12 protein-coding genes are annotated in these 12,118 nt (G+C 71.0%); 7 read left to right on the top strand and 5 right to left on the bottom strand.

What is annotated here, in order from left to right; genetic code table 11:
* Positions 1-20: 20 nt before the first annotated feature.
* Both modA and ACXR8F_RS03415 read right to left on the bottom strand, forming a co-directional pair.
* On the bottom strand, positions 21-860 hold the full coding sequence (gene modA, locus ACXR8F_RS03420; protein ID WP_045190872.1) for a molybdate ABC transporter substrate-binding protein: 840 nt from the start codon (positions 858-860) through the stop codon (positions 21-23).
* The gene (locus ACXR8F_RS03415) at positions 857-1,252 is read right to left on the bottom strand and encodes a TOBE domain-containing protein (RefSeq protein WP_458798730.1); all 396 of its coding nucleotides are present in this window, start codon (positions 1,250-1,252) and stop codon (positions 857-859) included. Before ACXR8F_RS03415 ends, modA begins: the two co-directional genes overlap by 4 nt.
* A 199-nt stretch (positions 1,253-1,451) precedes the next feature.
* Between ACXR8F_RS03415 and ACXR8F_RS03410 the strand changes: the two genes are divergently transcribed.
* From ACXR8F_RS03410 to gabT, 4 genes are all read left to right on the top strand, one after another.
* Positions 1,452-1,847, top strand: a complete 396-nt coding sequence (locus ACXR8F_RS03410; protein WP_045190870.1) for an ArsR/SmtB family transcription factor — start codon at positions 1,452-1,454, stop codon at positions 1,845-1,847.
* A 2-nt stretch (positions 1,848-1,849) separates the two neighbouring features.
* Positions 1,850-2,359: an SRPBCC family protein gene (locus ACXR8F_RS03405; RefSeq protein WP_458798729.1), complete on the top strand. Its 510-nt coding sequence runs from the start codon at positions 1,850-1,852 to the stop codon at positions 2,357-2,359.
* Positions 2,360-2,364: 5 nt separating this feature from the next.
* The gene (locus tag ACXR8F_RS03400) at positions 2,365-2,805 is read left to right on the top strand and encodes a VOC family protein (protein WP_458798728.1); all 441 of its coding nucleotides are present in this window, start codon (positions 2,365-2,367) and stop codon (positions 2,803-2,805) included.
* Positions 2,806-3,001: 196 nt separating this feature from the next.
* Positions 3,002-4,339, top strand: a complete 1,338-nt coding sequence (gabT, locus tag ACXR8F_RS03395; RefSeq protein ID WP_458798727.1) for a 4-aminobutyrate--2-oxoglutarate transaminase — start codon at positions 3,002-3,004, stop codon at positions 4,337-4,339.
* Between the two features lie 135 nt (positions 4,340-4,474).
* On the opposite strand, the gene ACXR8F_RS03390 is transcribed toward gabT, so the two are convergent.
* From ACXR8F_RS03390 to ACXR8F_RS03380, 3 genes are all read right to left on the bottom strand, one after another.
* Complete coding sequence (locus tag ACXR8F_RS03390) at positions 4,475-6,847, bottom strand: immune inhibitor A domain-containing protein (RefSeq protein WP_458798726.1); 2,373 nt, start codon at positions 6,845-6,847, stop codon at positions 4,475-4,477.
* Positions 6,848-7,088: 241 nt separating this feature from the next.
* Complete coding sequence (locus ACXR8F_RS03385; protein WP_458798725.1) at positions 7,089-7,907, bottom strand: SGNH/GDSL hydrolase family protein; 819 nt, start codon at positions 7,905-7,907, stop codon at positions 7,089-7,091.
* The gene (locus ACXR8F_RS03380; RefSeq protein WP_458798724.1) at positions 7,904-8,581 is read right to left on the bottom strand and encodes a uracil-DNA glycosylase; all 678 of its coding nucleotides are present in this window, start codon (positions 8,579-8,581) and stop codon (positions 7,904-7,906) included. The genes ACXR8F_RS03385 and ACXR8F_RS03380 overlap by 4 nt, the downstream gene beginning before the upstream one ends.
* 44 nt (positions 8,582-8,625) lie before the next feature.
* Between ACXR8F_RS03380 and ACXR8F_RS03375 the strand changes: the two genes are divergently transcribed.
* From ACXR8F_RS03375 to ACXR8F_RS03365, 3 genes are all read left to right on the top strand, one after another.
* Positions 8,626-9,792 (top strand): N-acetylglucosamine-6-phosphate deacetylase, encoded by a 1,167-nt coding sequence (locus ACXR8F_RS03375; RefSeq protein ID WP_458798723.1) that lies wholly within the window; start codon positions 8,626-8,628, stop codon positions 9,790-9,792.
* A 215-nt stretch (positions 9,793-10,007) separates the two neighbouring features.
* Entirely contained in the window at positions 10,008-10,655 is a 648-nt protein-coding gene (locus ACXR8F_RS03370; protein ID WP_045190862.1) for an HAD family hydrolase, read from the top strand.
* A 63-nt stretch (positions 10,656-10,718) separates the two neighbouring features.
* Complete coding sequence (locus ACXR8F_RS03365; RefSeq protein ID WP_458798722.1) at positions 10,719-12,080, top strand: pyridoxal phosphate-dependent decarboxylase family protein; 1,362 nt, start codon at positions 10,719-10,721, stop codon at positions 12,078-12,080.
* Positions 12,081-12,118 lie beyond the last annotated feature (38 nt).

Here is a 12,118-nt window from a genome sequence, read left to right as displayed (position 1 = left end):
GCCGACACCGGCTCGGCCGGTCAGGGCGCGCCGAGCCCGAACGACTGCACCGTGGCCAGGCCCTGGGCGCTCAGCACGTAGGCGACGAACGCCTTGGTCGCGGCGTCGTCGGCGAGCCGGATGACGGGATAGTCGAGCCGCGTGTTGAACGGCACCTGGATGGCCACGCCCGTGACGGCGTCCTTCGCGGCGACGACGTCGGAGTGGTAGACGACGGCGGCGTCGGCCTCGCCGAGCTTCACCTTGGCGAGGGTGGCTTTGACGTCGACCTCCTTGCTGACGACGTTGGGCACGATGCGCGCCTTCCTGAAGGTCGCCTGGGCGGCCTTGCCGCAGGGCACGGTGTCGGCGCAGAGGACGACCTTGACCGTGGGCTTGCCGAGGTCGTTGACCGACGTGACACCGGCCGGGTTGCCCGGCGGCACGGCGATCTCGAGCACGTTGGTGGCGAAGGTCCGGGTCTGCTTGACCAGGCTCTTGTCGAGGGGCTCGGCTGCGGCGGCGCCGGCGAGCGCGATGACCTGCGCGGGTGCGCCGTTGTTGACCTGCTGGACGAGGGTGCTGCTCGAGCCGTAGGACGTCTCGACGGTGACGCCGGGGTTGGCGGCCTCGAAGTCAGCCTTCAGCCGGTCGAACGACTCGGTGAGTGACGCGGCAGCCAGCACCGTGACGGTCCCCTCGAGTCGCTGCGCCTGGGCCCCCGGGGCACCGGACGACCCCTGGCGTCCGGTGCTCCCGGTGGAGTCGGTGCCGGCGCCGCAGGCGGCGAGCGCGAGGGGCACGAGAGCGAGGACCGCCACCGTGACGGTCGCGCCGAGGGAGGGTCGGGGGCGCGGGCGGTTCGGCGCGGTCGCGCTCATACGGGCACCTCGACGACGACGTGGGTCGACTTGACGCTCGCGACGGCGACCGAACCGACCTCGAGGCCGAGGTCGTCGACCGACTCGCTCGAGAGGAGCGAGACGATGCGGAACGGCCCGCACTGCAGCTCGACCTTGGCCATCACGGTGTCCTTGGTGATCGCCGTGACGATGCCGCGCAACCGGTTGCGGGCCGAGGCGCTGCCGATGGCGCCCACGGCCGCCGGGTGGGCCAGCTCCTGTGCGACGGTTGCCAGCTGAGCCCCGTCGACGGTGCGGCGCCCGGCGTCGTCGGTGCCGCCGTCGAGCCGGCCCGAGTCGACCATGCGGCGGACGGTGTCGTCGGAGACGCCGAGCAGCGCGGCGGCCTCGGTGATGCGCAGATGCGGCATGGGAAGCACTCTACCTCCGCATCTGCGGAGCACGCGGCTGTTCGCGGGCGCAGCTGAGCGTCCTCAGGCGCCCCCGAGCGTCCTCATCGAGAAAGCGATCCGTCCGGACGGATCGCTTTCTCGATGGGAAGGAGGGGTTGACACCATGGCGCGGCGGGCGTGTAATCAATCTATCGATTGATCAAGGAGTTGGTTGACAATGATCCTCACGCCGGTCTCGGACGCCGACCTCGACCGCGCCTTCGCGGCCCTGGCCGACCCGGTCCGGCGCGCCATCATCGCCCGCCTCAGCCGAGGGCCCGCGACCGTCAACGAGCTCGCCGAACCGTTCGAGATCAGCAAGCAGGCCGTCAGCAGGCACATCCAGGTGCTCGAGCTCGCCGGCCTCGTGAGCCGGACCCGCGACGCCCAGCGCCGCCCCGTCCACCTCGAGGCCGCGCGGCTCGAGGCCATGACGGCCTGGATCGACCGCTACCGCCTCCTCGCCGAGCAGCGGTTCCGCAGCCTCGACGCGCTCCTCGAACGCACCACGTCAGGCAACACCGACGCCAACACCAACACCAACACGAACCAGCACACCCACAAGGAGCAGTAGCCATGAGCCACCCACTGAACATCGACGCCCCCTCCGGCAAGCCGTGGATCGACTTCACGCGCGAGTTCGACGCCCCGGTCGAGGCCGTCTTCAACGCCCATCGCGACCCCGAGCTCGTCCGCCAGTGGCTCGGCCCGCGCGGCTACGAGATGGACATCGAGCGCTGGGACTTCACGTCCGGCGGCGGCTACCGCTACACCCACCGCGACGGCGACAACGTCTACGGCTTCCACGGCACCTTCCACACTGTCCGCGACGACGAGCTGGCGATCCAGACGTTCGAGTTCGAGGGCGCACCCGACGAGGTCGCCATCGAGTTCATGCGCTTCGTCGACCTCGGCGACGGCCGCTGCCGGCTCGAGGGCCACAGTGTCGGCCCGACCGTCGAGGGCCGCGACATGATGATCGAGAGCGGCATGGAGAAGGGCATGGTCGAGGGCTACGAGCGCCTCGACGAGCTCGTCGCCTCCGCATCGACCGCCGCCGCATCGACCGCCTCCGCGCAGGCCTGAAGGCCATGGACTGGACCCTCGAGGTGGTCATCGTCCCGGTCAGTGACCTCGACGCCGCGATCGCCTTCTACCGCGACCAGGTCGGGTTCACCCTCGACCACGACACGAAGAACGAGCACATGCACGTCGCCCAGCTGACGCCGCGCGGCTCCGGGTGCTCGATCGTCGTCGGCGACATCCCCGCCCAGCAGGAGATGGCCCCGGGCTCGCTCAAGGGCGTTCAGCTCGTCGTCGCCGACGCCGAGGCGGCCCGCGCCGAGCTCGTCGGACGCGGCGTCGAGTGCTCGGAGGTCCAGACCATCGACCCCCGCGACGGTGGCACGTTCTTCGGGTTCGCCGACCCGGACGGCAACACGTGGGCGGTCCAGCAGATCAGGGCCCGCGCCGACAAGCCGCTCATCCCGGTCGAGCACCGGGGCCGGTTCGGAGCAGGCGTCGAGCTGTGAACGACGGGCCGGCGGCACGGCGACAAGGTGTGCCGCCGGCCGGGTGAAGGCCCTCTCGAACGACGCGTTCGGTGGCGAGGGCAGTGTTCCACCGCTGAGTTCGCCACCGAACGCGTCGTTCGGCTGCGGATCGAGCGATGACAGGCGCGACGGGGCGGGTTCCCCCGGGCGGCCCGGCGACGGCATACTGACGCGCATGAGCAGCGTCCCCCAGCAGCGCGTCCTCACGACCGCGATCCCCGGCCCCCGGTCCGTCGAGCTCCAGAAGCGCAAGACGGCGGCCGTGTCCGCCGGCGTCTCCACCGGCCTGCCCGTCTACGTCGAGCGGGCGGGCGGCGGCATCCTCGTCGACGTCGACGGCAACCAGCTCATCGACTTCGGCTCGGGCATCGCCGTGACGACGGTGGGCAACGCCGCACCGCGCGTCGTCGAGCGCGTCACCGCGCAGGTGCAGGACTTCACCCACACGTGCTTCATGGTGACCCCCTACGAGGAGTACCTCGAGGTTGCCGAGGCCCTCAACGACCTCACGCCCGGTGACCACGAGAAGCGCACCGCCCTGTTCAACTCCGGCGCCGAGGCCGTCGAGAACGCCGTCAAGGTCGCCCGCCACTACACCGGCCGCAACGCCGTCGTCGCGTTCGACCACGCGTACCACGGCCGCACCAACCTCACGATGGCCCTGACGGCCAAGAACATGCCCTACAAGCACAGGTTCGGCCCGTTCGCCGGCGAGGTCTACCGCGCCCCGATGAGCTACCCGTTCCGCTGGCCGGGCGGCCCGGCCGACTGCGCCAAGGAGTCGTTCGACGTCTTCGTGTCGCAGGTGCACGCCCAGGTCGGGGAGGAGAACCTCGCCGCCGTCATCCTCGAGCCGATCCAGGGCGAGGGCGGGTTCATCGTCCCCGCACCGGGATTCGTCAAGCAGGTCGCCGAGTGGTGCCGCGAGAACGGCATCGTCTTCATCGCCGACGAGGTGCAGACGGGCTTCTGCCGCACCGGCGACTGGTTCGCGAGCGAGCACGAGGACGTCGTCCCCGACCTCATCACGACCGCCAAGGGCATGGCCGGGGGCCTGCCGCTCGCGGGCGTCACGGGACGCGCCGAGATCATGGACGCCGTCCACGGCGGCGGCCTCGGCGGCACCTACGGCGGCAACCCCGTCGCGTGCGCATCGGCGCTCGGCGCCATCGAGACGATGAAGGCCGACGACCTCTGCGGCCGCGCCAAGGAGGTCGAAGCTCTCTTCGTGCCGCGGCTCGAGGCGCTGGCGTCGAAGTACCCACAGATCGGTGACATCCGCGGCCGCGGCGCGATGCTCGCGGTCGAGCTCGTCAAGGGCGAGGGCGACCTCACGCCGAATGCCGCGCTCACCGGCGCCGTCAACAAGGCCTGCCACGCCGAGGGCCTCGTCACCCTGACGTGCGGCACCTACGGCAACGTCTTCCGGTTCCTGCCGCCGCTCGCGGCGAGCGACGAGCTGCTCTCCGAGGGCCTCGACATCTTCGAGAAGGCCTTCGCCCAGTCCGTCTGAAGCACGACAAGCCACAGGGCGTATGCCGTCCGGTTGCCTGGCAGCGCAACGGAACCACCCGGCATACGCCCTGGAACGGCGAGAGGCCCGCCCCCACGAAGGGGCGGGCCTCTCTGTGTCGCAAGGGGTTGCGCGTCAGCGCTTCCAGACCTTGACCGTCATCGACGTGCCGTTCTGGCCCGTGATGCCGATGTTGACACCGTTGTTCGGGACCTTCACACCCGTGGTCGGGGTGTTCGAGTACCAGTACTGCTTGCTGTCGTCGAAGACCGGCTGGGCGGCCTTGCCCGTGATCCGGTAGCCGACGCTGTTCTTGTGGTACGTGAACGAGTCCGACGTCTCCAGCGAGAACGGGGCGTCGTAGCCGGCGATACGCGGACGCAGCACCGTCCCGTCCGCGAGCGGCACCGGCGCCGGGTTGGCGTCGACGGGCAGGATCTCGCCCTCGCCCGGGTGCACGCCCGTGTTGTTGTCGGCCTGCGAGAGGTCCCAGTAGCTGACGAGCAGTCCGTCCTGGTAAGGGAAGTGCTCCACGAAGTCGGGCTTCGTGTTCAGCCAGCCGAAGTTGTACGGCCCGCTCTGGAGGTACTGGTCGAACGACACGTAGTCACGGTGTGACGCGATGTAGTAGTTGCTGTACTGCGTCGTCGTCTCGGCGCCTGCTGCAGAGAAGCCGTCGAGGGTCCAGCCCTCGGTGCCCGACTCGGCGCCGGACTCGAACACCGTGGCACCGCCGGAGACGAGCTTGATGGCGTCCACGAAGAAGCCGCGCTCGGTGTAGGCCGGGTCGGTGGCGTAGCGGAAGCGCAGGCTCACCGTCTTACCCGCCCAGGCGGACAGGTCGAACGAGGCGGGGACCCACTTGTCGTCGGTCGTGCCGGTGATGCCGTTGTTCTCGGTGCCGGTGATGCTGCCCGGGATCGTCGCCCAGCCGGAGCCGTCGTTGACCTCGACGTAGGCGAAGTCGCAGGTGCAGTCCTCGATGAAGTAGTTCGTCTGGAACGTGAGCGTCGAGCTGCCGGCAGCGAGAGGGACCGAGCGCGTCATCGTCGCGTTGGTGGCGTCCTTGCGGCCGCCGTACCACGTCTTGCTGCCCTCGAAGGGAGCCGCGAGCTTCGTGACGACGGTCTTCTTCGGGAGCCCGACGATGACGGCCTGCTTCTTGGCTGAGTTGTACTCGTGCGGGCCGAGGTCGACCGTGGTGCCGGCAGCGGTGGCGGCCGGGATGTACTTGTAGTCGAGCCAGCCGAGGAAGAGCTTCTCCCAGGCGCCGAAGTCCGACCCGCGCGAGCCGATGGACTTGTCCTTCGGGCCGGCCTGGCGGCTCTGCGCCATCATGGACCACCAGTTGACACCGTTGTCGGCTCCCGTCGCGGTGTCGTAGAGGTCGGGCAGGCCGAGGTCGTGGCCGTACTCGTGCGTGAAGACCGACATGCCCCCGTTCTCAGGCTGGATCGTGTAGTCGCCGACCCACATGCCGGTGGTGCCGATCTGGGTGCCGCCGTTGAGGTTGCCGGCCGGACCGGTCGTGCCGGCGCCGTTGTAGTAGGCGAACCAGCGGTGCGACCAGATGGCGTCCTCGCCCTGGATGGGGTCGCCGTCGGCCTGGTCGCCGCCCGCGTGCACGATCTGGAAGTGGTCGATGTAGCCGTCGGGCTCGTTGAAGTTGCCGTCGTTGTCGGCGTCGTAGCGGTCCCACTGGTCGTAGGTCGCGAGGGTCGCCTTGATCTGGGCGTCGGTCTGGCCCTTGGCCGTCTGGTCGGCGACCCACTGGTTGACGGCGTCGCGCACGAGGGCCCACGTGTTGGTGCAGACGTGCGATCCGCAGACGTCGCGGCCGTAGCGGGCCTCGTTGTAGGGCACCTTGACCCAGTCGGAGACCTGGCCGTCGATGCTGTAGCGGCCCGAGCTCTGGCGCTCGTACCACTGCTTGACGGTCTCCTGGGCGCCACCGGCGCCGATGGTGCCGCCGGTGCCGAAGTAGAGGTTCTGGAAGTAGTCGCGGCTGTAGTTCGCGTTCCAGTTCGTCGAGTTGTCGAGCGTGCGGTCGGGCTGGGGAATCGCGTTGTGCAGCGGGCCGTCGAACGTCGTCGGGCCGGGGGTGTTCGGGTCGGAGTCGACGTCCGGATAGCTGTCGCTGCGCTGGTTGCCGAACTCGGCGAGCACGACGAAGATCTTGTCGGTGCCCGTGCGACCGACCTCGACGTACTCGTCGGTCGCGCCAGTACCCTTCTTGCCGGTGGAGATCTTGGCGACGGTGCTGCGACCCTGCTTGACGGTGGTTGCCTTGCCGTCGAGGACCTCGGTCAGGGCGCGCTCCTTGAGGGCGCGGGCCTTGTCCTGCTGCGGGCTCGAGAACTCGTCCGAGCCGGCCGGTGCAGCGGCGTCGCCGGCGTGCACGTTGTTCGGGCTGGCGGTGGGGAGGGCGCCGACCATCGGGGCTCCGATGGACACCCCCATCCCTGCGGCCAGGGCGAGGCTGAGCAGCCCCACAGACGTCCTACGCACGAAACCTCCTTGTTTCGACGGCGCGGGTGGCCGTCAGTGCGCAATCACGTGCGGCACCCGATCGGGAGTCGCACGCTGAGTGGTGGATGGAGGGCCGGCGCCCCCGGCGCGTGACCCGAGGGAGACCTAACCACCTGCGACCTACTTCGCACCAGAGGTGCAATCGGAAAATTTCAGGAGATCCTCAGGACGTTCCGGACATGTTCCGAAGATCCAGCGGTATGCCGTGCGCCTCGCAGCCTCAGTCGAGCGGCGCGACGTCGGGACGCTTGGCCTGCCGGTGGTCGCCGGACGAGCGGCCGGTGAGGCGTCGGTGCACCCAGGGGCCGACGTACTCCTTGGCCCACTGCGCGTTGGCCTGAAGCGCCTCGCGCCGCCCGATCGGGGGCGCGGGGTCGAGCGGGGTCGCCCAGTCGGTCTCGGACGGCGTGTGCCCGAGGGACTCGAGGGCTGCGAGCGACACGCGCCGGTGCCCTTCGGTGGTCATGTGGATGCGGTCGTCGGCCCACATCCGCCAGTCGCGCAGGGCGTGCAGCCCCCACTGGTCGATCACGTGGGCGCCGTTGCGCCGCGCGATGCTCCAGATGTTGGCCGTGTGGATGGCGGCGCGACCGCGAGTTGCCTTGACCAGCGGGGCATCTGCCGGATCGACGGGTGTGGCCATGAGCACGTCGGCGCCCGTCGCGCGGATGCGGGCCACGGCCGCCTCGAGCCGGGCCGCGAGCCCGTCGAGGTCGGCCTTGGGCCGAAGGATGTCGTTGCCGCCGCCGACGATGCTCACGAGGTCAGGCTGCAGGGCCAGCGCGTCCTCGAGCTGCGGGCCGACGACGTCGGCGAGCTTGCGCCCCCGGACGGCGAGGTTGGCGTAGCCGAAGTCGAGCCCCTCGGCGCGGGCGATCTCGGACAGGTGGGCGGCGAGCCGGTCGGCCCAGCCGGCGAACTCGCCGTCGTGGCCGAACGACGGGTCGTCGTCGCACATGCCCTCGGTGAACGAGTCGCCGATCGCGACGAAGCGGGTCCAGACGGTGGGTCGGGAGCCGCCGGGGGCGGGCTGGGTCATGTCAGCCTCCAGTCGATGGGTGGGGCGCCCTGCTGGGCGAGGAGGTCGTTGGTGCGGCTGAAGGGGCGTGACCCGAAGAACCCGGAGCGGGCGGACAGGGGCGACGGGTGCGCCGACTCGATGCGCGGCACGCTCCCCAGCATGGGCGCGAGCGACTGGGCCTGCCGTCCCCAGAGGATCGCGACGAGCGGACCGCCGCGTCCGACGAGGGCCGAGATGGCTTGTGCCGTCACGGTTTCCCAGCCCTTGCCCTGGTGGCTGGCCGAGCGTCCCGGCTGCACCGTGAGCACCCTGTTGAGCAGCATGACGCCTCGTTCGAACCATGGCGTCAGGTCACCGTTGGCCGGCGTCGGCAGGCCGAGGTCGGTGCCGAGCTCCTGGTAGATGTTCTGCAGCGACCGCGGCACGGGGCGCACGTCGGGCGCCACGCTGAAGCTGAGCCCCACCGGGTGGCCGGTGGTCGGGTAGGGGTCCTGGCCGACGACGAGCACCCGCACGTCGGGCAGCGGGAGCGAGAAGGCGCGCAGCACGTTCTCTCCCGACGGCAGGTAGCCGCGCCCGGCGGCGACCTCGGCGCGGAGGAACTCGCCGAGGCGGCTGATCGTGTCGGCGACCGGCTCGAGGGCGGGCACCCACGTGGGGTGGACGAGCTCAGAGAGGGGTCGCGCCGGCACGGCCACACGCTACCCCTGCCCGTCGTGCGACAGAATCGACCCCGATGAACCTCTCGCTGCGCGGTCCCGCCCTCGTCGACGACGCCGTGCTGCCCGACGTGCTGGTCCGCGCGGTCGGCGAGCGCATCGTGGCGGTCACCCCGATCGAGCCCGGCACCGAACCGCCGAGGGAGGCCCTCGGCGCCGAGCGGGTGAGCGGGACGATGCTGCCGGCATACGTCGACCTCCACTGCCACGGCGGCGGCGGGTCGGCGTTCACCGACCTCGACGACGAGGCGGCGGCGTCCGCGGCGCGGCACCACCACGAGCACGGTTCGACGAGCCTGCTCGCGAGCCTCGTCACCATGGCCCCTCGAGACCTCGAGCGCGGCGTCGCGATGCTCGCCGAGCTCTGTGACGACGGGCTCGTCGACGGGATCCACCTCGAGGGCCCGTGGCTCGCCGAGGCGCGCTGCGGAGCCCACGACCCGGCCCTCCTGCGCGACCCGACGCTCGCCGAGGTCGAGCGCCTCCTCTCGCTCGGTCGCGGGCACGTGCGGCAGGTGACCCTCGCCCCCGAGCGCGACCACGGCCTCGACCTCGTGAACTGGCTGACGTCGGCCGGGGTGCACGCCGCGATCGGCCACACGACGGCGTCGTTCGGCCAGGTCGAGCAGGCGGTCGCGGCCGGCGCCGACCTGGCCACCCACCTCTTCAACGGCATGGACCCGTGGCACCACCGTGAGCCGGGCGCCGCCCCGGCACTGATGCGTTCGGCCGCGCGCGGCCGCGTGACGGTCGAGCTCATCGCCGACGGCGCGCACCTGTCCGACGACACGGTGCGCACGGTCCTCGACCTCGTCGGCGCCGACCACGTCGCCTTCGTCTCCGACGCGATGGCGGCCGCAGGAGTGGGGGACGGCGCGTACGTCCTCGGTGGTCTCCCGGTCGTCGTCGACCGGGGCGTCGCACGCCTGCGCAGCGATCCCGACGGCACGACCCCCGGATCGATCGCCGGTGGCACGAGCCACGTCGGCGACATCGTCGCGCGGGCGTTCGGCACGGGCATCCCGCTGGCGTATGCCGTCCGCCCCGGCACGCGCACCCCTGCCCGAGCGCTGGGCCTGGCCGACCGCGGCGCGCTCGCCGTGGGCTCCCGCGCCGACCTCGTCGTCGTCGACGACGCGGCCCGGCCCACCCGTGTGCTGCGCCGGGGCGCCTGGCTCGGCTGACCGTTCAGCGTCTCCGGAGCACCGCGAGCTGGCCGGCCGAGTGGATGAGCGGGCTGTTGTAGGCGCCCATCAGCTCGAAGCCGCGACGCTCGAACATCGCGATGATGCGGGCCGACGTCACCGGGTCGACGACGCCGAAAGCCGATGGCGGGGCCGAACCGACCGGCATACGGCCGCGGGCCCGGGTCCCGGCAGGGCTGCCCTAGGCTCGCCCGGTGACGTCTCCACGCTGGTCCACCGCCGTCTTCGACCTCGACGGCACGCTCGCTGACACGATCAACCTCATCGTCGAGTCGTACCAGTACGCGTTCCGCACCGTGATCGGGCGGGAGGAGGACCCCGACGTCATCCGTTCGTGGATCGGCAGGCCGCTCATCGGCGCGTTCCGCGACCACTCGCCCGAGCACGCCGACGAGCTCTACGCGACGTACCTGCAGTGGAACGCCGACAACACCGAGCGCCTCATCCGCGACTACGACGGCGTCGTCGCGGTGCTCGCCGACCTGCGCGCGGCCGGGGTCGCCGTCGGGGTGGCCACGTCGAAGCGCCGCGAGTCGGCCGAGCAGGCGATGGACATCCTCGGCATCTCCGAGCACGTCGAGGTGCTCGTGGCGATGGAGGACACCGAGCGGCACAAGCCCGACCCGACGCCGCTGCTGCTCGCCCTCGAGCGGATGGGCCGCAGCGCCAACGGCGCCGTCTACGTCGGTGACGCCGTCGTCGACGTGCTCGCGGGCAAGGCGGCGGGGATGGACACCGTCGCGGTCACGTGGGGCGCCGGCCTGCCCGAGCCGCTCGAGGCCGTGCGCCCGTCGGCGGTCGTCACGACGGCCGACGAGCTGCGCTCCACCCTGATCGGCTGACGGGGCCGCCGCGCGCCGCAATCCCCGGTCGGGGGCGGGGCGCGCAGGGCCTAGCATCTGTGCGTGCACAGCTTCGAGAAGGACGCCGACCACGTCGCCGTCGACAAGGTCCTCAGCTACGCCCGCGAGCGGCTCCTCATGGACCCCATCCCACTCGACGGCGCCCAGACCGAGGAGTACCTCGCGTCGGAAGCCGGTCAGACCATCACGCGCGAGGGCCTCGGCTCGACCCGGGCGATGGAGCTCTTCGAGCACACCCTCGCCCCGGCCTGCCTGTCGACCGACCACCCCCGCTACCTGTCGTTCATCCCCTGCGCGCCGACGCGTGAGGCCGCGGCTTTCGACGTCGTCGTCGGCGCCTCGTCCATCTACGGGGGCTCCTGGATGGAGGGAGCCGGCGCCGTCTACGCCGAGAACCAGGCGCTGCGGTGGATCAGCGACCTCGCCGGGCTGCCCGAGTCGGCCGGCGGCGTCTTCGTGCCCGGCGGCACGGTCGGCAACCTGTCGGCGCTCGTGGTGGCACGGCACACGGCACGGGCGCGTGCCACGGCGAGCGGCAGCGGGGCCCGTCCCTACCGGATCGCGGCCACCGACAACGCCCACTCGTCCGTCGTCTCGATGGCGGCCGTCATGGACGCCGAGGTGTGTGGCGTCGCCGTCGACGACAAGCTCCGACTCACCGGCGCAGAGCTGCGAAAGACGTTGGAGGAGAACGGTCCCGAGACGTTCTTCGCAGTGGTCGCGACCAGCGGCACGACGAACTTCGGCGTCGTCGACGACCTCGCCTCGGTCGCGGAGGTCTGTCGCGAGTTCGGCATCTGGCTGCACGTCGACGGGGCCTACGGCGGGGCCGGTCTCGCGGCGCCGTCGGTGCGACACCTCTTCGCCGGCATCGAGCACGCCGACTCGTTCATCGTCGACCCGCACAAGTGGCTCTTCGCCCCGTTCGACTGCTGCGCGCTCATCTACCGCGAGCCCGAGCTGGCCCGGATCGCGCACACGCAGGACGCGGGCTACCTCGACGTCATCACGAAGTCGGCGGAGTGGAACCCGACCGACTACTCGATCGGCCTGACCCGGCGCGCCCGCGGACTGCCCCTCTGGTACTCCCTCGCGGTCCACGGCACCGACGCCTACGTCGAGGCGATCGAGAGCACCATCGAGGTGACGCGGTTCGCGGCCGACGAGATCGCACGCCGTCCCTACCTCGAGGCGGTGCGCGAGCCCGACCTCTCCGTCGTTGTCTTCCGCCGGCTGGGCTGGACGCCCGAGGACTACCAGGCGTGGACCGACCGCCTGCTGTCCGAGGAGTTCGCCTTCGTCGTGCCGACGACCTTCCGCGGCGAGACCCTGACCCGCTTCGCGATCGTCAACCCGCACACGACGAAGGAGGACGTCAACGCCATCCTCGATACGATGGCCTGACGAGGCGTCACAGATGGGGCGGATGTGCCTTTTGAGGC

The sequence above is a fragment of the Terrabacter sp. AAH1 genome (genome assembly GCF_054456855.1).
This window is presented reverse-complemented; position numbering and strand designations above follow the sequence as displayed.

What these genes read in the sequence shown, in the direction of transcription:
- modA (WP_045190872.1), bottom strand. Translation starts at nt 860, where the DNA reads ATGAGCGCGACCGCGCCGAACCGCCCGCGCCCCCGACCCTCCCTCGGC.
- ACXR8F_RS03415 (WP_458798730.1), bottom strand. Translation starts at nt 1,252, where the DNA reads ATGCCGCATCTGCGCATCACCGAGGCCGCCGCGCTGCTCGGCGTCTCC.
- ACXR8F_RS03410 (WP_045190870.1), top strand. Translation starts at nt 1,452, where the DNA reads ATGATCCTCACGCCGGTCTCGGACGCCGACCTCGACCGCGCCTTCGCG.
- ACXR8F_RS03405 (WP_458798729.1), top strand. Translation starts at nt 1,850, where the DNA reads ATGAGCCACCCACTGAACATCGACGCCCCCTCCGGCAAGCCGTGGATC.
- ACXR8F_RS03400 (WP_458798728.1), top strand. Translation starts at nt 2,365, where the DNA reads ATGGACTGGACCCTCGAGGTGGTCATCGTCCCGGTCAGTGACCTCGAC.
- gabT (WP_458798727.1), top strand. Translation starts at nt 3,002, where the DNA reads ATGAGCAGCGTCCCCCAGCAGCGCGTCCTCACGACCGCGATCCCCGGC.
- ACXR8F_RS03385 (WP_458798725.1), bottom strand. Translation starts at nt 7,907, where the DNA reads ATGACCCAGCCCGCCCCCGGCGGCTCCCGACCCACCGTCTGGACCCGC.
- ACXR8F_RS03375 (WP_458798723.1), top strand. Translation starts at nt 8,626, where the DNA reads ATGAACCTCTCGCTGCGCGGTCCCGCCCTCGTCGACGACGCCGTGCTG.